Annotated in this window: 25 protein-coding genes; 8 read left to right on the top strand and 17 right to left on the bottom strand. The window is 28.6% G+C overall.

All coding sequences use genetic code 11. The annotated features are described in order from the left end of the window. Positions 1–52: 52 nt before the first annotated feature. From lpdA to AYC59_RS04625, 5 genes are all read right to left on the bottom strand, one after another. Complete coding sequence (gene lpdA, locus AYC59_RS04645; RefSeq protein WP_066895701.1) at positions 53–1774, bottom strand: dihydrolipoyl dehydrogenase; 1722 nt, start codon at positions 1772–1774, stop codon at positions 53–55. 12 nt (positions 1775–1786) lie between these two features. Next, positions 1787–2854, bottom strand: a complete 1068-nt coding sequence (locus tag AYC59_RS04640) for a dihydrolipoamide acetyltransferase (protein WP_066895699.1) — start codon at positions 2852–2854, stop codon at positions 1787–1789. A 10-nt stretch (positions 2855–2864) separates the two neighbouring features. Next, positions 2865–3857 (bottom strand): alpha-ketoacid dehydrogenase subunit beta, encoded by a 993-nt coding sequence (locus AYC59_RS04635; protein WP_066895694.1) that lies wholly within the window; start codon positions 3855–3857, stop codon positions 2865–2867. A gap of 24 nt (positions 3858–3881) precedes the next feature. After that, complete coding sequence (locus AYC59_RS04630; protein WP_066895693.1) at positions 3882–4850, bottom strand: thiamine pyrophosphate-dependent dehydrogenase E1 component subunit alpha; 969 nt, start codon at positions 4848–4850, stop codon at positions 3882–3884. Positions 4851–5020: 170 nt separating this feature from the next. After that, positions 5021–5548 (bottom strand): putative immunity protein, encoded by a 528-nt coding sequence (locus tag AYC59_RS04625; RefSeq protein ID WP_066895692.1) that lies wholly within the window; start codon positions 5546–5548, stop codon positions 5021–5023. A 112-nt stretch (positions 5549–5660) separates the two neighbouring features. Between AYC59_RS04625 and AYC59_RS04620 the strand changes: the two genes are divergently transcribed. The 4 genes from AYC59_RS04620 to AYC59_RS04605 are packed head-to-tail and all read left to right on the top strand — an operon-like array spanning position 5661 to position 7930. After that, positions 5661–6479 (top strand): Cof-type HAD-IIB family hydrolase, encoded by an 819-nt coding sequence (locus tag AYC59_RS04620; protein ID WP_066895691.1) that lies wholly within the window; start codon positions 5661–5663, stop codon positions 6477–6479. Positions 6480–6481: 2 nt separating this feature from the next. Beyond that, positions 6482–6850, top strand: coding sequence for a response regulator (locus AYC59_RS04615; RefSeq protein ID WP_066895689.1), 369 nt, complete (start codon positions 6482–6484; stop codon positions 6848–6850). A gap of 19 nt (positions 6851–6869) precedes the next feature. Then, positions 6870–7223 (top strand): CidA/LrgA family protein, encoded by a 354-nt coding sequence (locus AYC59_RS04610; RefSeq protein ID WP_066895686.1) that lies wholly within the window; start codon positions 6870–6872, stop codon positions 7221–7223. Beyond that, complete coding sequence (locus AYC59_RS04605; protein WP_066895684.1) at positions 7220–7930, top strand: LrgB family protein; 711 nt, start codon at positions 7220–7222, stop codon at positions 7928–7930. Before AYC59_RS04610 ends, AYC59_RS04605 begins: the two co-directional genes overlap by 4 nt. A 94-nt stretch (positions 7931–8024) precedes the next feature. Here AYC59_RS04605 and AYC59_RS04600 read toward each other — a convergent pair whose 3' ends face one another. Next, on the bottom strand, positions 8025–8942 hold the full coding sequence (locus tag AYC59_RS04600) for a cation diffusion facilitator family transporter (RefSeq protein WP_066895682.1): 918 nt from the start codon (positions 8940–8942) through the stop codon (positions 8025–8027). Positions 8943–9088: 146 nt separating this feature from the next. Here AYC59_RS04600 and AYC59_RS04595 point away from each other — a divergent pair, with 146 nt between their 5' ends. From AYC59_RS04595 to sstT, 4 genes are all read left to right on the top strand, one after another. Then, a complete protein-coding gene (locus AYC59_RS04595) occupies positions 9089–10321 on the top strand; it encodes a phosphoglycerate kinase (protein WP_066895681.1) in 1233 nt (410 codons plus the stop codon). 150 nt (positions 10322–10471) lie between these two features. After that, positions 10472–11362: a GTPase Era gene (gene era / locus AYC59_RS04590; protein WP_066895679.1), complete on the top strand. Its 891-nt coding sequence runs from the start codon at positions 10472–10474 to the stop codon at positions 11360–11362. 6 nt (positions 11363–11368) lie between these two features. Next, positions 11369–12127: a DUF6508 domain-containing protein gene (locus AYC59_RS04585; RefSeq protein WP_066895678.1), complete on the top strand. Its 759-nt coding sequence runs from the start codon at positions 11369–11371 to the stop codon at positions 12125–12127. A gap of 13 nt (positions 12128–12140) precedes the next feature. Beyond that, positions 12141–13370 (top strand): serine/threonine transporter SstT, encoded by a 1230-nt coding sequence (sstT, locus tag AYC59_RS04580; protein WP_066895676.1) that lies wholly within the window; start codon positions 12141–12143, stop codon positions 13368–13370. 82 nt (positions 13371–13452) lie between these two features. Here sstT and AYC59_RS04575 read toward each other — a convergent pair whose 3' ends face one another. The 11 genes from AYC59_RS04575 to AYC59_RS07755 all read right to left on the bottom strand — a co-directional run bounded on the left by AYC59_RS04575 (position 13453) and on the right by AYC59_RS07755 (position 20720). Further along, positions 13453–15435, bottom strand: coding sequence for an elongation factor G (locus tag AYC59_RS04575; protein ID WP_066895670.1), 1983 nt, complete (start codon positions 15433–15435; stop codon positions 13453–13455). 494 nt (positions 15436–15929) lie between these two features. Beyond that, a complete protein-coding gene (locus AYC59_RS04570; protein ID WP_066895668.1) occupies positions 15930–16547 on the bottom strand; it encodes a C40 family peptidase in 618 nt (205 codons plus the stop codon). Position 16548: 1 nt separating this feature from the next. Then, positions 16549–16998, bottom strand: a complete 450-nt coding sequence (gene dtd, locus AYC59_RS04565; RefSeq protein WP_066895665.1) for a D-aminoacyl-tRNA deacylase — start codon at positions 16996–16998, stop codon at positions 16549–16551. 78 nt (positions 16999–17076) lie between these two features. Beyond that, entirely contained in the window at positions 17077–17454 is a 378-nt protein-coding gene (rplQ, locus tag AYC59_RS04560; RefSeq protein ID WP_066895664.1) for a 50S ribosomal protein L17, read from the bottom strand. Positions 17455–17491: 37 nt separating this feature from the next. Then, complete coding sequence (locus tag AYC59_RS04555; protein WP_066895663.1) at positions 17492–18460, bottom strand: DNA-directed RNA polymerase subunit alpha; 969 nt, start codon at positions 18458–18460, stop codon at positions 17492–17494. 52 nt (positions 18461–18512) lie between these two features. Then, entirely contained in the window at positions 18513–19100 is a 588-nt protein-coding gene (rpsD, locus tag AYC59_RS04550) for a 30S ribosomal protein S4 (protein ID WP_066895661.1), read from the bottom strand. 28 nt (positions 19101–19128) lie between these two features. Then, a complete protein-coding gene (rpsK, locus tag AYC59_RS04545; RefSeq protein ID WP_066895660.1) occupies positions 19129–19515 on the bottom strand; it encodes a 30S ribosomal protein S11 in 387 nt (128 codons plus the stop codon). 26 nt (positions 19516–19541) lie between these two features. Next, a complete protein-coding gene (rpsM, locus tag AYC59_RS04540) occupies positions 19542–19907 on the bottom strand; it encodes a 30S ribosomal protein S13 (RefSeq protein WP_066895659.1) in 366 nt (121 codons plus the stop codon). A gap of 128 nt (positions 19908–20035) precedes the next feature. Further along, positions 20036–20149: a 50S ribosomal protein L36 gene (gene rpmJ / locus AYC59_RS04535; RefSeq protein ID WP_066895657.1), complete on the bottom strand. Its 114-nt coding sequence runs from the start codon at positions 20147–20149 to the stop codon at positions 20036–20038. 12 nt (positions 20150–20161) lie between these two features. Next, positions 20162–20380, bottom strand: coding sequence for a translation initiation factor IF-1 (gene infA / locus AYC59_RS04530; RefSeq protein ID WP_066895655.1), 219 nt, complete (start codon positions 20378–20380; stop codon positions 20162–20164). Between the two features lie 181 nt (positions 20381–20561). Further along, the gene (locus AYC59_RS07755) at positions 20562–20720 is read right to left on the bottom strand and encodes a hypothetical protein (RefSeq protein ID WP_156445481.1); all 159 of its coding nucleotides are present in this window, start codon (positions 20718–20720) and stop codon (positions 20562–20564) included. Positions 20721–21051 lie beyond the last annotated feature (331 nt).

The raw sequence follows: 21051 nt of genomic DNA, 5'->3' as shown, positions 1-21051 counted from the left end.
ATACACCAAAAGGTGATTACAAAAAATCACCTTTTAATATTTATTATTTTTATTATTTTTTCTTTAAAGCATGTACTGCAAGTCCTAATACATCAGCGAATGCTTCATACATTACTTCTGAATATGTAGGATGTCCATGAATAGTTTTTAACATTTCTTCAACAGTTATTTCCATTTCCATTATAGATGAAGCTTCGTTTATTATTTCTGCAGCTGCAGGCCCTATAATATGAACCCCTAATATTTCTCCATATTTTTTATCTGCTATAACTTTTACAAATCCAAAGTTTTCATCAGATGCAATTGCACGTCCATTAGCAGCAAAGTTAAATTTACCAACTGAAATATCATATTTAGCTCTAGCTTGTTCTTCAGTTAATCCAACCATTGCAACTTCTGGCATAGTGTATATAGCTGCTGGAGTTAAATCAAGTTTAGCAACATGATGGTTTCCATTTACAGCATTTTCAGCAGCAACTTCTCCCATTCTAAATGCAGCATGAGCTAACATCTTAGTTCCGTTTATATCCCCAGGTGCATATATTCCTTTAACTGAAGTTTCCATATATTCATCAACTTTTATTTTTCCTCTTTCAAGTTCAAATTCAACTTCTCCAATTCCTTCAAGATCTGGTACACGTCCTATAGAAAGAAGAGCTCTATCAACTATTAAGTCTTGTTTTCCTTCTAATTTAATTCTTAATTTACCATCTTCTTCAATAATTTCTTGAAGTTTAGTTGCTGTCATTATAGTCATACCTTTTTTCTCAAGAGCTGCTCTTAAAGTATTTGAAACTTCTGCATCCATTCCTGGAACTATTCTATCCATCATTTCAATTACTGTTACATTAGATCCGAATGTTGAGAATGCTTGACCAAGTTCAACTCCTACAACTCCTCCACCTATTACAGCTAATGTTTTAGGTACTTCATTTAATTCTAATATATCATCACTTGTCATAACAAGTTTAGAATCCATACCAGGTATATTGATTTTACTTACTTTAGATCCTCCAGCTAAGATTATCTTATCTGTTTCAAGAAGTTTAGCTCCATCAACTAATACATTCTTATCTTTAGTAATTCTTCCTATACCTTTAAATACATCTACACCATTACTCTTAAGTAATGCTCCTACTCCACCAACTAAAGTTTTAACAACTTTTGATTTCATAGCTAATACTTTATCCATATCTACAGTAAATTTAGGATTTTCTATCATGATACCACGCGCAGCAGCATGACCTATTCCTTCTATAATTTCTGCATTATGTAAGTATGCTTTTGTAGGTATACATCCTCTATTTAAACAAGTTCCACCAAGTTCTGATTTTTCAACAACTGCAACTTTAGCACCAATTTGTGCTGCTTTAATTGCTGCAACATATCCAGCAGGACCTCCACCTATAACTACTACATCATAAGCGTCATCACTTTTCTTAGTTTTTACTGGTTCTTCAGCCTTAGGTGCTACTGGTGCTTCTTCTACTTTTTCAGCTGGAGCTGCTTGTGCTCCTGCAGTAGGAACTGCTTCTCCTTCTGCTCCTAAGTAACCTATAACTTCAGTTACTGGTACTGTTTCTCCATCATTTTTTAATATAGCTAATAAGTATCCATCTTCTTCTGCTTCAAGTTCCATATTAACTTTATCTGTCATTATTTCTAAAAGTATTTCACCTTGTTTAACAAATTCTCCAACTTTTTTATTCCATTTAACTATTTGCCCTTCTGTCATATCTATACCAGCTTTGGGCATGATAACTTCTAATGCCATCTTTTATCTCCTTTATATCAACATTGTTATTGGATTTTCTAATAATTCTTTTAAGTCTTTCATAAATTTAGCTCCAGCTAAACCATCAACCACTCTATGATCTATAGTTAGACCTAAACTCATTATAGGTCTTATCTTAATTTCACCATTTACTACAACAGGTTTTTCTACTGTAGCACTTACTCCTAAAATTGCAGAGTTAGGTTGATTTATTATAGGTCCAAATGAAGACACCCCATACATTCCTAAATTACTTATAGTAAATGTAGATCCTTGTAATTCACTTGGCGCAAGTTTCATATCAAGTGCACGAGTTGTTACATCTTTTAACGCAACTACTAATTGAGATAAACTCATTTTTTCCGCATTATATACTACTGGAGTTAATAATCCACCATCAAATCCTACAGCCATAGCTAAATTTACATAGTTATGAGCTATAATATTTTGTCCATCTTCAGTTAAAGATGAATTTAAATATTTATGTTTCATTAAAGTTTTAATTACTGCAAGAGATATTATATCTGTTACTGTAACTTTTTTACCTGTTTCATTTAATATAGGTTCAAGAACTTTCTTTCTTAAAGCTAACGCTTCAGTCATATCTATATCATAATTTAATGTAAATGTTGGTGCTGTTAAATAGCTTTCCACCATACGTTTAGCTATAACTTTTCTCATAGCTGTCATAGGTATTACTTCTATTTCACCATATTTATCTTTCTTATCATCTAATTTTTCTTCAACATTAGTTTTTTCTTGATTTATATAATCTTTTTCTTTAGCAGGTGCAACATAAGTATCTTTATTTTCTGATTCAAGAAGTGCTAAGATATCATTTTTCATTATCTTACCTCTTACACCTGTTCCTTTTAATTCTTGCCAATCAATACCATTTACCTCAGCAATTCTTCTTGCTACAGGTGATATTCTAACACTTGATTCTTCTTTATATGAAGCAACATCATCTTTATGCACTCTACCAAAAGCTCCACTACCAGGTATTACTGATAAATCTAACTTTAATTGAGAAGCTAGTTTTCTTGCAGCAGGTGTTGCTCTTAATCCTTGTTTTTCCATTATTCCACCTCTACTGTTTATTTACTGTTTTACGTATTGCATCTTTAATTGTTTCTACTGTTGGCACCATAGCAAATTCTAAATTTTGTGCATAAGGCATAGGAACATCTTCTCCTGCAACCCTTCTTATAGGTGCATCTAAGTAATCAAATGCATCTGATTCAGAAATTATTGCTGAAATTTCACCTATAAATCCACTTGTTTTATGTGCATCATTTACAAGTACAACTTTTCCTGTTTTCTTAACAGAATTTAATATAATTTCTTTATCTAAAGGTATTAATGTTCTAGGATCTACAACTTCTACTGAAATACCTTCTTTTTCTAATTCATCTGCTGCTTTCATAACTCTTGTTAACATTTTTCCATAAGTTACTACAGTTACATCAGTTCCTTCTTTTTTAATTTCTCCAACTCCTAAAGGAATAACAAATTCAGGATCTACCGGAACTTCTCCTTTTTGGTTAAATTCTGATTTGTATTCTAATATTATTACTGGATTGTTATCTCTAATTGAAGCTTTTAATAATCCTTTCATATCTCTTGGAGTTCCTGGAGCTACAACTTTTAATCCTGGAATATGTGTAAACCAGCTTTCAAGTGATTGTGAATGTTGAGCTGCTGATCCTACTCCATTTCCTGCAGCACATCTAATAGTCATAGGAACTTTTCCTTTTCCACCAAACATATATCTAGTTTTTGCAGCTTGGTTAACTATATTATCCATTGCTATAACAACGAAATCCATGAAAGTCATATCAACTATAGGTCTTAATCCTGTCATAGCTGCTCCTGCTGCTGCTCCTGATATAGCTGATTCTGATATAGGACAGTCTCTTACTCTTTCAGGTCCAAATTCTTCTATCATACCTACTGAAGTACCAAAGTCTCCACCAAATACTCCAACATCTTCCCCCATTAATATTACATCAGGATCTCTTCTCATTTCCTCTGACATAGCTAAAATTATTGTATCTCTAAATGACATTAATTTTGTTTCCATATTTATTTTTAAGCCCTTTCTTAATTAGTCTGCATATATATCTTCAAATGCTGTTTCAAGTGGTGGTAATGGACTGTTTTCAGCAAATACCACTGCTTCTTCTATTGCTTGTTTAACACTAGCTTCTATATCTAATAATTCTTGTTCTTTAGCTATAGAATTTTCCAATAAATATTTTCTTAAATTTTCTATTGGATCTTTTTGTTTCCATTCATCAACTTCTTCACGAGTTCTATATCTTCCTGGATCTGAAGAAGAGTGTCCAAGCCATCTATATGTAATACTTTCTATAAGTACAGGACCATTTCCTTCTCTTACATATTTAACTGCTTCAGTAAATTTGTTATATACATCTAATACATTATTTCCATCTTCAATAAACATTCCTGGAACACCATAAGCTACTGCTCTTTCATGTATATGTTTTACATTTACCATTTTTGAAATATTAGCACTTATTCCGTATCCATTATTTATACAATAAAATATTACTGGTAATTTCCAAATTGAAGCCATATTCATTGCTTCATGGAAACTTCCTTCATTAGTTGCTCCATCTCCAAAGAAACATACAACTATTTTACCTGTATTTTTCATTTTTTGAGTAAGAGCAGCTCCAACTGACATACCATGTCCTCCACCAACTATACCGTTAGCTCCTAAGTTACCACTATCAACATCAGCTATATGCATTGATCCACCTTTACCTTTACATATACCTGTATATTTACCTAATATTTCAGCCATCATAGCATTTAAGTCTATTCCTTTTGCTATAGCTTGTCCATGACCTCTGTGGTTAGATGTTATATAGTCATCTGGATTTAAAGCATACATAGCCCCAACACTTGCAGCTTCTTCCCCTACAGAAAAGTGAGTCATTCCTGGTACTTTTCCTTTTTTAACAAGTTGAGCAACCTTAAGATCAAATAATCTTATTTCTTGCATTTGTTTAAACATTTCTAAAAAATCTTTTTTTTCTAAATTTTTCATTATAAACCTCCGTGATTTATGTCTACTTACAATACTAGTTTAATTCCAAAATCAATTATTGTCAACATAGTTACTATTTTAACATCTTTTTTTTGTTTAAATACTCATTTGCTTAGTTTTTACAATGCATCTAGCTCTTTAAAAAGGTTTGTAGTTTTACAATGTGGAATTTATTTTGTCATTTCATTTAAAAGTTCTAGTTGTTTTTTTCTTTCATTGGTTGCAGCCTCTATATCATTTTCATGAATAAGGTTTATAACCCTTATCATATTATCTGTTGAAGCTATAGCATTAGCCCTCATATGTGTTGAACCTATAGCTTGTGCAAAACTACGTGCAGCATGTTTACCTATTTCAGTTTTAGATTCTTTATCAAGTTTATTAGCAACTAGTGATGCTTTTCTCATATCTATAGAACTAATTTCATCTTTCAAGTATTTATTAAACATTTCTTCTGCCTCTAGTATTCTTTTGTCATCTTTAAGTTCATCATCAAAATAGTCTAAAAATCTTTTAGCATTACTTAAAGCAAATTTTGCAAGTTCTTTTTGATTTAATTCTTCAAATATTCTTTCCATTTTAAGTCTTAAAAAACTATCGTCTAAAATTTTAACAGTGTAGACTGTAGGAAGCTCTATCTTATCTTCCAATTTCATATTTTGTTCATTTTTATTAATAGAATATTCTTCTATTTTCATAGTTCACCTCATTTTTAATCTCAATATTTCTATATATATTATTATACCACATATTTGATTTTTTTGTGATATTGAGATATAATTTAAGATATTATGATTGAAAGGGGAAATTATGTATAAAGCAGTAGTTACTGACTTAGATGGAACTTTACTAAATGATGAACATGTAGTAAGTGAATACACAAAAAAAGTAATAAGAAAATTAGTAAAAAATGGATACAAGTTTTATATAGCAACAGGAAGATTACAAGCAAGTACTCAAGAAATAGCTGAATCTATAGGAGTTAAAATACCTTTAATAACTGTTAATGGAACAAGAATACTAGATGAAGATGGAAATGAAATACACAATTCTACTCTTGATTTAGAAACTGTAAAAGAAATAGCTTCAATAGATTATAAGTCATGTGGTGAAGATCTATTAATAAATGGTTACTTCAGAAATATATGGCTTGTTGTTGATAGAGCTGCTGAAATATATTACAGAACTCACAGACCTGATAAACCATATTTCCCAACAACAGTATCTGAAGAAGAATTTAGAAGTAAAACATTTAATAAAATGCATTTTATAGGTGAACATAAAGGTTTATTAAAACTAAGAGAAAAACTACAAAAAGAGATAACAAACAAGAATTTACATATGGTCTTTGTAGGAGAAAATTGCCTTGAAATTTTCTCTACTGATTCAGATAAAGCAAAAGCTGCTAAACTTGTTTTAGAAAGAGATGGCATAAAACTTGAAGAAGCTATAGCATTTGGTGATTCATTAAACGACTATGAAATGTTAAAAGAAGTAGGACGTGGATTTGTTATGGGTAATGCTATATATTTATTAAAAGAAAAAGCTCCAGAACTTGAAATGATAGACACTAACGATAACGACGGAGAAGCAAAGAAAATAGTTGAGATATTTAACTTGGAGGTTTAAATATGAATAAAATTGCACTTGTTGTGGATGATAACTCATACATAAGAAAGAATATTAGAGAAATTTTAGAAGAATATAAGTTTACTGTATATGAAGCATGTAACGGTCTTGAAGGAATTATGCAATATGAAAAATATAACCCTGTAATCGTTATCATGGATATTAATATGCCTGTACTAAATGGATTAAAAGCAACAGAAAGAATTATGGAAAAAGATAAAAATGCAAATGTATTAATTTGCTCTTCTATGTTGTTCATACCTTATTATCAAAAATTAGCTCTAAATGCAGGTGCAAGAAGTTTAATATCTAAACCTTTTACTAAACTTGAGTTTATAAAGTCTATAAATTACTTATTAGAAAAATTATAAATAAGAAAGAAGGTACACAATGGATATTATTTTAGAACTAACATACATTATGGGATTTTCATTTTTAGGTCAAAGTATAACTAAATTAACTGGTATTCCAGTTCCAGGAAGTGTTGTTGGTTTAATATTATTCTTTTTAGCTTTACAATTTAAAATTGTAAAACTTGATGGAGTTGAAACAACTTCAAAATTTTTAACGGATAATTTAGCTATATTATTTATTCCAGCTGGGGTTGCTATTATAACTAACTTTTCAAAGATACGTGATATTTGGTTTATACTTGCAATAATTTGTTTTGTATCTACTATAATCTCATTAATATTTGTTGGTAAATTAACACAACATTTAATACACAGAGGTGATAAAAAATGAATTTAATTGAATTAACTAAAGATCCTCTATTTGGGATGTTTTTAACTCTAATTATATTTATTCTATCTAGAAAATTTTGTAAAAAGATTAATATTTCAATATTTAATCCTTTAGTTGTTTCTATGATATTTATTATAGCATTCTTGGAAATATTTAAAATACCATATGATAATTACTACATAGGTGCTGAAATTTTCAATAGATTAATAATACCAGCAACTGTAGCTCTTGCAATACCACTTTACAAGAACTTTGATTTATTAAAAAAACACTATAAAGAAATATTATTTAGTATAGGTTTTTCAACTTTTATACTAACTGCATTACTTGGACTTTCTATGGCTTTACTTGATATAAATCAAGAAATATTAGCTTCGGTTTTACCAAAATCTGTAACAACAGCTATAGCAGTTGGAGTATCAGAACAAATTCAAGGTATACAAGCTATAACAGTTGTTATGGTAATAATATGTGGAAATATTGGAGCTATATTTGGAGAAATGATATTTAAAATATTCAAAATACATCATCCTATAGCTCAAGGAATATCTTTAGGTGCTACATCACATGCTGTAGGAACTAGTAAAGCACTTGAGATGGGAGAAATTCAAGGTTCTATGTCTGGACTTGCTATAATAGTTACAGGATTATTTACTGTAGGACTTGCTCCTATTATACATACAATACTATTAAAATTATTTTATTAAATAAAAAGAGCCGTTTAGAACATATACCCAAAAACTAAACAGTAAAATTTAAAATTACTAGAAAGTTTGGAGGTATATGTTTTTTTGGCTCTTTTTATTCATGTTTATTTATTTCTACATTTTCTATCTGTATGGTAACATGACCTATATCATATTTTTCTTTTAACATCTTAGTTATATTATCAACCAATATATAATCATTTACTCCTTCATATTTCTTTAATATTACATGAAAAGATAAACTATACATTCCTTCTGAAATAGACCACAAATGAAATTCATGAATATCTTCTATATTATTATCCACCTTCAATATCTCTTTACGTAACTCATCAACATCTAAATTATCTGGAACTGCTTCCATTAATATATATATAGAAGTTTTCATTATTTTTATAGCTCCCAAGAATATTACTAAACTTATTATTATACTTATAACAATATCAAATAATACTATACCTGTAATTTTAATAAGTATAGCTGCTATTATTACTCCTATTGAATTAACAAGATCTCCTATAAAATGCCACATAGCACTTTGAACATTAAGATTTTCCTCTTCTTCTAAACTATGATGAAGAACTAATGTTAATACTATATTTACTATAAGCCCTACAATAGCTATAGTTATCATAGTTTTAAAGTCTATAGCTCTTGGATTTAAAAATCTATCAAAAGATTCATAAATTATATAAAATGAAATCAAAGCTAATGCTAGACCATTTAAAAATGAAGATATAATTTCCATTCTTAAATAACCATAAGTAAATTTATTTGTTGGTTTCTTACTTGCATAAAATATAGCCACCATACTTATAACCAAAGCTATAACATCAGAAAACATATGAAATGAATCTGATATAAGTGATAAGGAATTACTAAAAACTCCACCAAAAAATTCTAAAAACGCAAAAAAACATGTAAGAACTATAGAAATAATCAGAGTATTCTTTGATCTATATTGATTTTTAAAATGTTTATCATGATGATAATTAAAATCTATTCTAGACATAAATATTCCTCCCTCATTAAAATATTATATCTTTTTCTAATTTTTGTCAATCTTAAGTTGATAAAATAACTTGAAAATTTAGTAGCTTAGTGGTATAATTTTAGTGATGAAATTATCAAAAGATATTAAAATTAAGGAGAATTATCATGGCAAAGAAAACATTAAAAGATTTAGATGTAAATGGTAAAAAAGTATTAGTTCGTGTTGATTTCAATGTACCTATAAAAGAAGGTGTTATTAAAGATGACAACAGAATTAAAGCTGCATTACCTACTTTAAATTACATTTTAGAAAACGGTGGAAAAGTAATAGCTTTCTCTCACTTAGGTAAAGTTAAAACTGAAGAAGATAAAGTTTCTAAAACTTTAGCACCTGTTGCAAAAAGATTAGAAGAATTATTAGGAAAACCAGTTAAATTTGTTGCAGCAACTAGAGGAGCAGAACTTGAAAATGCAGTTAATGAATTAAAAAATGGTGAAATCTTAATGTTTGAAAACACTAGATTTGAAGATTTAAGCCCTGAAGGTAAAAAAGAATCTAAAAATGATCCAGAATTAGGAAGATACTGGGCATCTCTTGGAGAAGTTTATGTAAACGATGCATTTGGTACAGCTCATAGAGCTCATGCTTCAAATGTTGGTATAGCTTCTAATATTAAAGAAAGTGCTGTTGGATTCTTAGTTGAAAAAGAATTAAAATTCATCGGTGGTGCTGTTGATGATCCTAAGAGACCATTTGTTGCTATTTTAGGAGGAGCTAAAGTTAGTGATAAAATCGGTGTTATAGAAAACTTATTAGATAAAGCAGATAAAGTTATTATAGGTGGTGGAATGATGTTCACTTTCCTAAAAGCTTTAGGTAAAAATACAGGTAAATCATTACTTGAAGAAGATAAATTAGAACTTGCAAAAAGCATATTAAGTAAAGCAGGAGATAAATTAATCTTACCAGTAGATACTATAGTTGCTAAAGAATTCTCAAATGATGTTGAATTCAAAACTGTATCTGTTGATGATGTTAAAGATGATGAAATGGGTCTTGATATAGGGGCAGCATCTGTAGAATTATTTGCAAAAGAATTACAAGGTGCTAAAACTGTAGTATGGAACGGACCTATGGGAGTATTTGAAATGAGTAACTATGCTAAAGGAACTATAGGAGTTTGTGAAGCTATCGCTAAACTTTCAGATGCTGTAACTGTTATAGGTGGAGGAGATTCTGCTGCAGCTGCTATCCAACTTGGATATGCTGATAAATTCTCACATATTTCAACTGGTGGAGGAGCTTCACTTGAATACTTAGAAGGTAAAGTATTACCAGGAGTTGCTGCTATAGCTGATAAAGAAGAATGTAGCTGTTGTTGTGGACACAAACATTAATAGCTTATAAATATAGAAGTTGCTTTTTAGCAGCTTCTTTTTTATTAACATATATTATATATATGTATACATAAATATTTTCTATTTTACATTTATAGAAAAAATATGTATAATTTAAACTAAGTAAAATTTAAAATTAAGGGGAATAGAATGAAATCTGGATTTATAGCTATAGTTGGGAGACCTAACGTTGGAAAATCAACTTTAATAAATAAACTTATAGAAGAAAAAGTTGCAATAGTTTCTGATAAAGCTGGAACTACCCGTGATCAAATTAGAGGAATTGCAAACAAAGGAGAAAATCAATATATATTTATAGATACACCAGGTATACATAAACCTAAACATTTACTTGGAGAACATATGACAAACCTTGCCATAGAAACTCTTAACGAATGTGACTTAATCTTATTTATTCTAGACGGTACTAAAGAAATAGGAACTGGTGATATGTTTGTAAGTGAAAATATTAAAAATTCTAAAACACCTACATACATTGTTTTAAATAAAATAGATAAAATGAGTAATGAAGATTTAGAAAATAAAGAAGTTGAAATAAAAGAAAAATTAGGAGAAGTTGAAGGAATAATTACCATATCTGCTGAATACGGTATAGGCGTTCATAAAATATTTGAAGTTTGTAGTAACTATCTTTCAAATGATCTATGGTTTTATCCAGAAGATTATTATACAGATCTTTCTGTAAATAAAATAGTAATAGAAACTATTAGAGAAAAAATACTATTAAAAACACGTGATGAAATACCTCATAGTATTGCTGTTGAAATAATTAATATAGAATCTAAAGAAGACAAAAGAAAATATGATATAAATATTTATGTTGAAAGAAATAGCCAAAAAGGAATAATAATTGGAAATAACGGTTCTTTATTAAAACAAATAGGTATTGAAGCAAGACGTGAAATAGAAAAATTGACCGATTTAAAGATTACTCTTAAACTTTGGGTTAAAGTATCAAAAAATTGGAGAAAAAATGAAAAAATGTTAAAAGAATTAGGTTATGAAATTAAAAGAAAGTAGGTTTAAATGATAGATATATTAATTAAGGGATATGATAATCCAAAAATAACATCAGAATTGATTTTAGAATATATTAAAGATAATAAAGTAGAATTTCCAGTATTAAGCCATATTTCTTTATTATACAATAATACCGAAGACATTATATATTTTACAACTCTTTGTGGTAACTTAATATACAAGGACAAAGATCTGACCACGTTAGAAAAATATATAAATATGGGTATTTATTTAAAAAGACAAGGATGTAATAAAGAATTTATAGCTAAATATTTGAAATACAGTTATGAAGATGTAAATATAGAAAATATATTTAAATATCTAGAAGAATTAAACTATCTTGAAGATTACTATCATCCTTTCATAAATAAATTACGTGAAACCCACTTTGAAGAATTTAAAAAAATTATGGAACACAAAGAATTCTTTGATAAAAAAGAAATAGTCAAATGGATTGCAACCAACAACAGAAAAACAAAAGAATTCTATACAGATTATGGTGTGGAAACCAATGATTTAATTAAGTTTATACATAGTAAAACATTTATCGATAATAACTGTCAAAAGAATATAAAATTGTTAGGAATAAATTCTTTTAAAGACTATGTAGAAAACGCAAATATGTTTGCACTCCGTGCAATGCTAAGTAGCATAATAAGAAGAGAAAGATTTGGAGTAGGTAGTATAAGTAGATCTATTGCAGATGGTTTAATATCTGATATTTTAGAAAGAATGTCTAAAATAATTACCCTCCAGTCCCTATAATTTAGGAGGTTTTATGAATAAAATTTTAAATATATGGAATAATTTAGGTCTGATACACAAAATATTTATAGGAATGATAGTAGGTGTAATACTTGCATTATTTGTTCCTAAATTTACTTTTATAAGCATAATAGGAAATCTATTTGTTGGAGCTTTAAAAGCTATAGCTCCTATTCTAGTATTCTTCCTTGTTATTAGCGCTTTATCAAAAAATAGATCCAGTAATTCTAAAAATATGAAAAATATAATTATATTATATATTTTTGGTACACTTGCTGCTGCTATTACAGGTACTGTCGCTTCATTCATATTCCCAATAACATTAAAATTAAACGATGTTAGCTCTGGAGTATCTTCTCTAGGAGATGTTAATAATGTTATTCAAACTATTTTATTAAAAATGGTTGATAATCCTGTAAATGCTTTAGTTACAGCTAACTATATAGGTATACTAACTTGGGCTATAATATTTGGAGTTGCTCTTAAAAATTCAAATAATCATATAAAAGACTTACTTGAAACTTTATCAGAAGCAACATCTTTAGTTCTTCGTTGGATTATACAACTAGCTCCTATAGGTATAATGAGTTTAGTATTTACTTCTGTTTCAGAAAGTGGACTTGATATATTTAAAGACTATTTCTTATTATTACTAATTTTAGTTGGATCTATGTTAGTTGTAGCTCTTGTAATAAATCCATTAATAATTTTCTTCATGATTTATGAAAACCCTTATCCGTTAGTATTTAAATGTTTAAAAGAAAGTGGAATAACAGCATTCTTTACAAGAAGTTCTGCTGCTAATATACCTATAAATATGGAAATATGTAAAAAATTTGGATTAAATAAAGATATATATTCAGTATCTATACCATTAGGAGCAACTATAAACATGGCTGGAGCTTCAATAACAATATCTGTTTTAACTCTAGCTGCAGTACATACATTAGGAATACATGTTGATTTCTTAACAGCATTCATATTAAGTATACTTGCAACAATTTCTGCTTGTGGTGCTTCTGGTGTTACTGGAGGCTCATTACTTTTAATTCCAGTAGCTTGTAGCTTATTTGGAATATCAAATGATATAGCAATGCAAGTTGTAGGTGTTGGATTTATAATCGGTATCATACAAGATTCTTGTGAAACTGCATTAAATTCATCATCAGATGTTCTATTTACTATAGCAACTGAATTTCGTGAATGGAAAAAAGAAGGTAAAAAACTAGTTATACCAAAATAGATAAAGTTAAAAAGGATAGTATTTTCAGATTAAATTCTGATCTTACTATCCTTTTTTTATAAAACAATCTTACTTTTTATATCTATTTTTGTACTTTTTCTATAACTTTTTTAGCAATTTCTGCTGGTACTTCTTCATATTTAACTACTTTCATTTCAAAGTATCCTCTTCCTTGAGTCATAGATTTTAAATCATTTGAATATTTAAATGTTTCTGCCATAGGTGCTTCTGCTATTATTTCTTGTTTATCAGAATTTATAGCTGACATTCCTAGTATTTTACCACGTTTCTTAGTAATATCTCCCATTATATCTCCAACATTTTCTTCTGGAACTACTATTCTAAGCTCCATAATTGGCTCAAGAAGAACAGGTTTAGCTTCTAGCATACCTTTTTTAAATGCTAAGTTGGCAGCAAGTTTAAATGCCATTTCTGATGAATCTACATCATGATAAGAACCATCATAAAGAACTGCTTTAATATTTGTTACAGGATATTTTGCAAGAACCCCTTCTTTCATTGATTCTAGTAGTCCTTTTTCAACTGCAGGTATATAACCTTTAGGAACTACCCCTCCAACTATTTCTTCTTCAAATACAAATTCTTTATCTGGAGAATAACTAAATCTTATCTTAACATCACCATATTGTCCATGACCTCCAGATTGTTTTTTATGCTTACCTTGAACATCTGAATTACCTTTAATAGTTTCTTTATATGGCACTTTTAACTCTTCAGTTATAACCTCAACAGAATATCTATCTTTTAATTTTTCTATTATACTACTTGCATGTATTTCACCTTGTACACCTAGTACAGTTTGACCTGTTTCAATAACCCTTCTCCAATAAAGAGATGAATCTTCTTCTTTTATTTTATGTAATGCAGTAGATATCTTATCTTCATCAGATTTATTCTTAGCTTGTATTGCTATCATCATTTGTTCTTTAGGGAATCTAATTTCTTCTAATTTTTCTATTTTTTCATTCTTTGCTAATGTATCTGAATTTTGTAATGAATTTAATTTAGTTAAAACAACTATATCTCCCATAGTTGCTTTTTGTAATTCTACCATATTACCATGAACTATAGTGTATATTTTATTAACTTTTTCATATTCGCTTTTATTTATATTATATATTTCTGAATCTACTTTTATTTCTCCAGAAAGAACTTTAACATATGATATTTTACCTACAAATGGATCTATAACTGTTTTAAATACTTGTCCTATGAATTCAGAAATATTTATATTTTTCTTATTATCTATAGGTGCTGGCATATATTCTCTTATCATATCTAAAGTTGTATGTAACCCTATATTTTTATAAGTTGAACCACAAATTACAGGTATAAGAGTTCCATCTAGTACTCCTTTTCTTAATCCTCTATGTATTTCTTCATTAGTAAATTCTACACCATCAAAGAATTTATTCATTAGTTCTTCTTCAGTTTCTGCTACTGATTCAAATAACATTTCACGTACTTCATTTACTTTATCTAAATATTCATCAGGCATTTGAACTGTTTCACATTCTTTACCATTATATTTTCTTGCATAAAGATCTACTACATTTATATGACCTTTAAAATCTTCACCACTACCCCATGGAAGATGGAAAGGAGCTATTTTCTTTCCGTATTTTTCTCTTAACTGCATAAGTATTTTATTATAATCTGCCTTATCTGAATCTATTTTATTTACAAATATGAACTTAGGTATTTTTCTTTCTTCTGTTAATTCTAATGCTATTTCTGTACCAACTGTTAAATCAGAAGTTCCATCTATAACTATTATCGCACTTGCTATTGCTGCAAGACCTGATTCAAGCTCACCATAAAAATCAGAATATCCCGGCATATCTAAAAAATTATATTTCATCGATTGATATTCGATAGCTGATAATGTTGTAATATTTGACATTTTAAATTCTTCATTAGGAGAAGAAATTCTTGAAATAAGGCCTGTTGTAAATTCAATTGATTCTAACATGTTTGATTTACCTGACCCACTATGTCCCAATATACCCACATTTCTAATACTATCACTTGCATATACTCTCATACAGTTACCTCCAAAAAGATATTTTCTATTTCACTACAATTATATCTTGAAAAATTTTATTGTCAAATAAAATTGTGGGTTTCCCCACAACTTTATTTTTTATTTTCAAGATTTTCAATTCTTTGTAATAATCTATTTATCAACTCTTGAATTTCTGCTTCTTTACTAATATGTTTAGCTTCTTTTTCTTGTAATACTTTAACCATATTTTCAAATTCTGATATCTTATTACGTTCAGTATCATTTACTCTATCATTTTTATCAAATTGATATCCAAGTCCTAAAGCAAATGAATGATGTCCTGCATATGTTCCATAAGATGTTGCTACATTAAATCTATATCCACATTTGATTTAATTATATATATTTAACTTATAGTATAAAAAGAGTATAACTAAAAATATTAAAACTATGTATAGATTAAAATAATTAAAGTTAAAAAAATATTGGCCTCTAAAATTAGAAACCAATATTACAAAATATATTTCAAATTACTATCTTGCTTCTCTTGCTGCATCTACTCTAACACCATATTTATAGTATTTGTTCCAGTAAGTATTATTTAAACTAGAAAGTACTACTCCTTGTGATGAAGATGCATTGATAAATAATGAGTTACCAATATATACAGCCACGTGATTTATTCTATTCTCAGGTGTGAAATACAATAAATCTCCTGGTTTCAACTCACTTCTTTCAATTTTTCTACCTTTTTTAACTTGATCTACACTAACTCTAGGTAATTCATAACCAAAAACTTCTCTAAACACTTCACGTGTTAGTGCTGAACAATCAATTCCACTACGTCCTGTTCCACCAAGTCTATATTTTGTCCCAGCCCAATTGTTAAAAGCTGCAAATAGCTTATTTTTTAATATTATATTATCTAAGTTATTATACACACCCGTCATACTCATAACTGATTCTTCAATTTCATTAATTTTACTATTAATATATGATTGATCATGTATATACTCAGAGTCAAATATAATTGAATTTTCATCCTTCAAAACTAATTCTTTTTGCGTTTTAGCATCAGATTTTTTTAAATTTATAGCAAATGAATTTGTTGTTAAAAGAGCTAGTGTTAATAGCATTAACTTCTTAAACATATCATTCTCCTTCTCTTGTATCAAAAATCAAATTCATTGGACCATCATTTATAGATTCAATTAACATATATGTTTGAAATCTACCAGAAACATATTTTATTTCTTCTTTATCAAGCTCTAGAAGAAATTTATCATACATTTCTTTTGCAACAATGGCTTTAGCACTATTATCAAAAGAAGGTCTTCTTCCTTTTTTAATACTACCGTATATTGAAAAATTACTGACTATCATTATTTCATAATTAAGATCACGAACCGTATAATCTATTTTTCCTTCAGAATTTTCAAATATTCTTAAACCAACTAATTTTTTAATACAAATCTCTATATCTTTAAGTGTGTCATTTTTATGAATACCTAAATATACTAATAAACCTTTATTAATACCTGTGCTTGTTTTATCTTCAAATATTAATCTAGCTTTATTGACTCTTTGTATAATTAGTTTCATAGTTACACCTCTCTTATTGTAATTATACCATAAAATTTTAAAAAAGGGAAGTCTTCTAAGACTTCCCTAATATTCATACTAAACTAATTCAATAATTGCTAGTTCTGCTGAATCTCCTCTTCTTACATCAGTTTTGATGATTCTTGTGTAACCACCATTTCTTTCCATGTATCTTGGAGCTATTTCTTTACAAACTTTAGCAGTTGCTTCTTCATTTCTTAAGAAAGCAAATACTTGTCTATATATATGTAATGCTTTTGCCGCATCATCTTTAGCTAAGTTATATTTTTTACCTAAAGTAATCATTCTTTCAACAAACTTTCTTAACTCTTTAGCACGAGTTACAGTAGTTTCTATTTGTTCAGCTTTGATTAAAGATATAGTCATATTCTTCATCATAGCTAATCTGTGATCACTTCTTCTTCCTAATTTTCTATATGATTTTCTGTGATTCATTCTAAATTAATCCTCCTATCCTTGCTTGGCTTTCAATTTATTCTTCTGATGAAAACATATCATAGCCGTATTCTTTCATCTTCTCTATGATTTCTTTAACTGATTTATTTCCTAAATTTTTAACTTTTTTAAGGTCTTCCTTAGTTAGTTTCAATAAATCTCCTACAGTATTTATGTTAACCTTCTTTAAGCAATTATATGAACGAACTGTAAGAGCTAACTCTTCAATTCTTATTTCTTCAATTGCACTTGGAACTTCTACTTCAACTGTTTCAACTAATTCTTCCTCATCATTTCTATACTTAGCCATTGCACTTCCTATATCAGAGAATGGTTTTGTATATATATTTAGTAATTCAACAGCATATGATAAAGCTTCACGAATTTCAAAACTTCCATCAGTTGTTATGCTTAATGTTAATTTATCATAATTTGTTACACGTCCTACCATAGTATCTTCTACTGTGTAGCTTACTTTTCTAATAGGTGTGTATATAGCATCAACAGCTAAAAAGTCAGTTTCCCAACCATCTTTGTTTATCTCATCAGAAACAACAAATCCTTCTCCAGAACCAACTATGAACTCCATATTTAAATCTCTTTCAGTTGTTACTGTCGCAATAACTTGATCGGGATTAATAATTGTAATTCCTAGTTCAGGAGCTATATCTCCAGCTGTTACAACTTTAGGTCCTTTAACAGATAATTTCATTCTTCTTTCAATAGGTTCATCAAGTTCAACTACTATCTCTTTAATATTTAAGATTATATCTGTTACAGCTTCTTTTACACCAGGAATTGTTGAAAATTCATTTAAAACTCCTTCAATTCTTACACCTTTTATAGCAGAACCAGGAATTGAAGAAAGTAAAATTCTTCTTAATGCATTTCCTACTGTATTCCCATATCCTCTGTAAAGAGGTTCTAATATATATTTCGCACTGTATTGGTCTATTTTTTCTTCAGTTAGCTTAATGTTTTTTGCTATCTTTTCAATATTTAACAAGATAAATCAACTCCCTTGTATTTTAGAATATGTGCTATTAATAATCTAATTATTATCTTGAATAGAACTCAATTATCATAGCTTCATTGATTTCGAAATCAATTGCATCTCTTGTAGGGTTTTCTAAAACTTTAGCAGTTAATGTTGATTCTTCTAATGATAACCAACCTGGAACAGATTTTTGTCCAACTGATTCTTTAATTACTGAAAGTTCAGAAGATCCTTCTTTAAGAGTTATTACATCTCCTTGTTTTACTCTGTAAGATGCAATATCTACTCTTTTACCGTTAATTAATATGTGTCCGTGACTTACTATTTGTCTAGCTTGTCTTCTTGTAGATCCAAATCCTAATCTGTATACTACGTTATCTAATCTTCTTTCAAGGTATTGTAATAGTAATTCCCCTGTTACCCCTTCTTTTCTTGTAGCTTCTTCGTATAATTTATAGAATTGTTTTTCCATTACTCCATATACAAATCTTGCTTTTTGTTTTTCTCTTAATTGTGTACCATACTCAGTTAATTTTTTACTTGCATTTGGTCTTATATTTCTTTTTGATTTTTTATTTACTCCTAAAATGCTTGGATCTAATCCAAGAGTTCTACATTTCTTTAAAATAGGCTGTCTATCTCTTGCCATTTGATTTTTTCCTCCTTCACTAAGTTAATTATAATTTTTTCTTAGGCGGTCTAGCACCGTTGTGAGGTACTGGAGTAATATCAACTATTCTAGTTACCTCTAAGTCTGTAGCTTGGATTGATCTTATTGAAGCTTCTCTTCCTGATCCAGGCCCTTTTATTTTAATTTCTATTTTTTTCATTCCATTTTCAATTGCTACTTGTGCAGCTTGTTCTGCAGCTATTTGCGCAGCAAATGGAGTTCCTTTTTTAGTTCCTTTGAAACCAGAAGTTCCTCCTGATTTCCATATAACTACTTTACCTTCACTATCTGTGATAGTAACAACTGTGTTGTTAAAAGTAGAATGTATATAAGCTATACCATTAGGTATATTTTTTAATTTCTTTTTCTTTGAAACTGTTGTTTTCTTAGCCACTTATATGGTCCTCCTATCTAAAATTTTTACTTCTTCTTAGCCACAGCCATTTTTGCTGGACCTTTTCTAGTTCTTGCATTAGTTTTAGTTTTTTGACCTCTTACTGGTAATCCCATTCTGTGTCTTAAACCTCTGTAACATTTAATATCAGTTAATCTCTTGATATTAAGTCTAATTTCTTTTCTTAATTCCCCTTCGATTTTGTACTCTTCAACAATAGTTCTAATTTTACCAACTTGTTCTTCAGTTAAGTCTTTAACTTTAGTATCTTTGTCGATTCCAGCTTTTTCTAGTATTTCATTTGAAGTACTTCTTCCTATTCCGAAGATATAAGTTAATGAAATCTCAACTCTTTTGTTTCTTGGGATGTCAACTCCTGCGATTCTAGCCACTCTTTGCCTCCTTAAATTTATTTTTTTTACCTTCTTCAATATGCCTTTCTAAACACAATTAGAAAAGTTGAGTCCTACGACTACACATATCTTTACAATTTTTACAATATATATAAAAATTTTAGATATTAACCTTGTACTTGTTTGTGTTTAGGATTTTCACATATTACTCTTACTCTTCCGTGTCTTTTGATAATTTTACATTTATCACAGATACGTTTAACAGATGCTTTTACTTTCATGTAAACCTCCTACTATTTTTTTCTATAAACGATTCTACCTCTAGAAAGGTCATACGGTGACACTTCAACTGTAACCTTATCTCCTGGTAAAATTTTAATATAATTCATTCTCATTTTCCCTGAGATATGTCCTAATAATACATGCCCATTTTCTAATTCAACTTGGAACATTGCATTTGGTAGTGCTTCTAATATCACACCTTCTAATTCTAGAACATCTTGTTTTGCCATAATTTCACCTCTACTTCTAGCTAATTTTAAACACTAAAACTTGATGAGACAAGTACCTCATCAAACTTGAAATCGTTTATACCTTATAATAATAGCACAAACAAGATTATTTTTCAAGGTTTTTTCACATTTTTTATTTTATTTCAAAAAATATGGTGAAGTTTCCCTAACCACATCACAATTATTTCTTCATATTTTTTAATTTTTCTATTTCTTTTAATAGTTTTTCCATCATAAAATTTACATATTTTTTATAATTTTCTATCTTCACTAATAATTTATACTTATTTATCATTTCTATATATTCTAATTTTGATATTGATAATATGTAATAACCCATTAATTCTTTTTCCTTATTAAATTTACTTAAATCTACTTCTCTTATTTCTAATGATTTTATTACTTCTCCAGTTTTTTAATCTGCAAAACTTTTAACTATATATTTATCAAGACCTCTTTTACTTCCTGCAGGTATAAAATGTTGATTATCAGCATATTTATTTAAAGTTTTTAAAAATTTGGTTCTTCACAAATATTTAAGGGGTAATAATATTTAAAATTAAAAAAGTATCTAATTTATGACTTTAAAACTATAATTTATATATAGTTTCAATATAAGTCTTTATTAGATACTTTTTTGTAGCTTAAAAATGGGGCTGTTGCAATAAAAA

The sequence above is a fragment of the Pseudostreptobacillus hongkongensis genome (assembly GCF_001559795.1).
GTDB classification, from domain to species: domain Bacteria; phylum Fusobacteriota; class Fusobacteriia; order Fusobacteriales; family Leptotrichiaceae; genus Pseudostreptobacillus; species Pseudostreptobacillus hongkongensis.
The sequence above is the reverse complement of the archived record's forward strand: the minus strand, read 5'-3'. Positions and strand labels throughout refer to the sequence as shown.

Excerpts from the sequence above, each read along its gene's own strand:
- lpdA (WP_066895701.1), bottom strand. The coding sequence starts at position 1,774 with ATGGCATTAGAAGTTATCATGCCCAAAGCTGGTATAGATATGACAGAA.
- AYC59_RS04640 (WP_066895699.1), bottom strand. The coding sequence starts at position 2,854 with ATGGAAAAACAAGGATTAAGAGCAACACCTGCTGCAAGAAAACTAGCT.
- AYC59_RS04635 (WP_066895694.1), bottom strand. The coding sequence starts at position 3,857 with ATGGAAACAAAATTAATGTCATTTAGAGATACAATAATTTTAGCTATG.
- AYC59_RS04630 (WP_066895693.1), bottom strand. The coding sequence starts at position 4,850 with ATGAAAAATTTAGAAAAAAAAGATTTTTTAGAAATGTTTAAACAAATG.
- AYC59_RS04625 (WP_066895692.1), bottom strand. The coding sequence starts at position 5,548 with ATGAAAATAGAAGAATATTCTATTAATAAAAATGAACAAAATATGAAA.
- AYC59_RS04620 (WP_066895691.1), top strand. The coding sequence starts at position 5,661 with ATGTATAAAGCAGTAGTTACTGACTTAGATGGAACTTTACTAAATGAT.
- AYC59_RS04615 (WP_066895689.1), top strand. The coding sequence starts at position 6,482 with ATGAATAAAATTGCACTTGTTGTGGATGATAACTCATACATAAGAAAG.
- AYC59_RS04610 (WP_066895686.1), top strand. The coding sequence starts at position 6,870 with ATGGATATTATTTTAGAACTAACATACATTATGGGATTTTCATTTTTA.
- AYC59_RS04605 (WP_066895684.1), top strand. The coding sequence starts at position 7,220 with ATGAATTTAATTGAATTAACTAAAGATCCTCTATTTGGGATGTTTTTA.
- AYC59_RS04600 (WP_066895682.1), bottom strand. The coding sequence starts at position 8,942 with ATGTCTAGAATAGATTTTAATTATCATCATGATAAACATTTTAAAAAT.
- AYC59_RS04595 (WP_066895681.1), top strand. The coding sequence starts at position 9,089 with ATGGCAAAGAAAACATTAAAAGATTTAGATGTAAATGGTAAAAAAGTA.
- era (WP_066895679.1), top strand. The coding sequence starts at position 10,472 with ATGAAATCTGGATTTATAGCTATAGTTGGGAGACCTAACGTTGGAAAA.
- AYC59_RS04585 (WP_066895678.1), top strand. The coding sequence starts at position 11,369 with ATGATAGATATATTAATTAAGGGATATGATAATCCAAAAATAACATCA.
- sstT (WP_066895676.1), top strand. The coding sequence starts at position 12,141 with ATGAATAAAATTTTAAATATATGGAATAATTTAGGTCTGATACACAAA.
- AYC59_RS04575 (WP_066895670.1), bottom strand. The coding sequence starts at position 15,435 with ATGAGAGTATATGCAAGTGATAGTATTAGAAATGTGGGTATATTGGGA.
- AYC59_RS04570 (WP_066895668.1), bottom strand. The coding sequence starts at position 16,547 with ATGTTTAAGAAGTTAATGCTATTAACACTAGCTCTTTTAACAACAAAT.
- dtd (WP_066895665.1), bottom strand. The coding sequence starts at position 16,998 with ATGAAACTAATTATACAAAGAGTCAATAAAGCTAGATTAATATTTGAA.
- rplQ (WP_066895664.1), bottom strand. The coding sequence starts at position 17,454 with ATGAATCACAGAAAATCATATAGAAAATTAGGAAGAAGAAGTGATCAC.
- rpsD (WP_066895661.1), bottom strand. The coding sequence starts at position 19,100 with ATGGCAAGAGATAGACAGCCTATTTTAAAGAAATGTAGAACTCTTGGA.
- rpmJ (WP_066895657.1), bottom strand. The coding sequence starts at position 20,149 with ATGAAAGTAAAAGCATCTGTTAAACGTATCTGTGATAAATGTAAAATT.
- infA (WP_066895655.1), bottom strand. The coding sequence starts at position 20,380 with ATGGCAAAACAAGATGTTCTAGAATTAGAAGGTGTGATATTAGAAGCA.
- AYC59_RS07755 (WP_156445481.1), bottom strand. The coding sequence starts at position 20,720 with ATGGGTTATTACATATTATCAATATCAAAATTAGAATATATAGAAATG.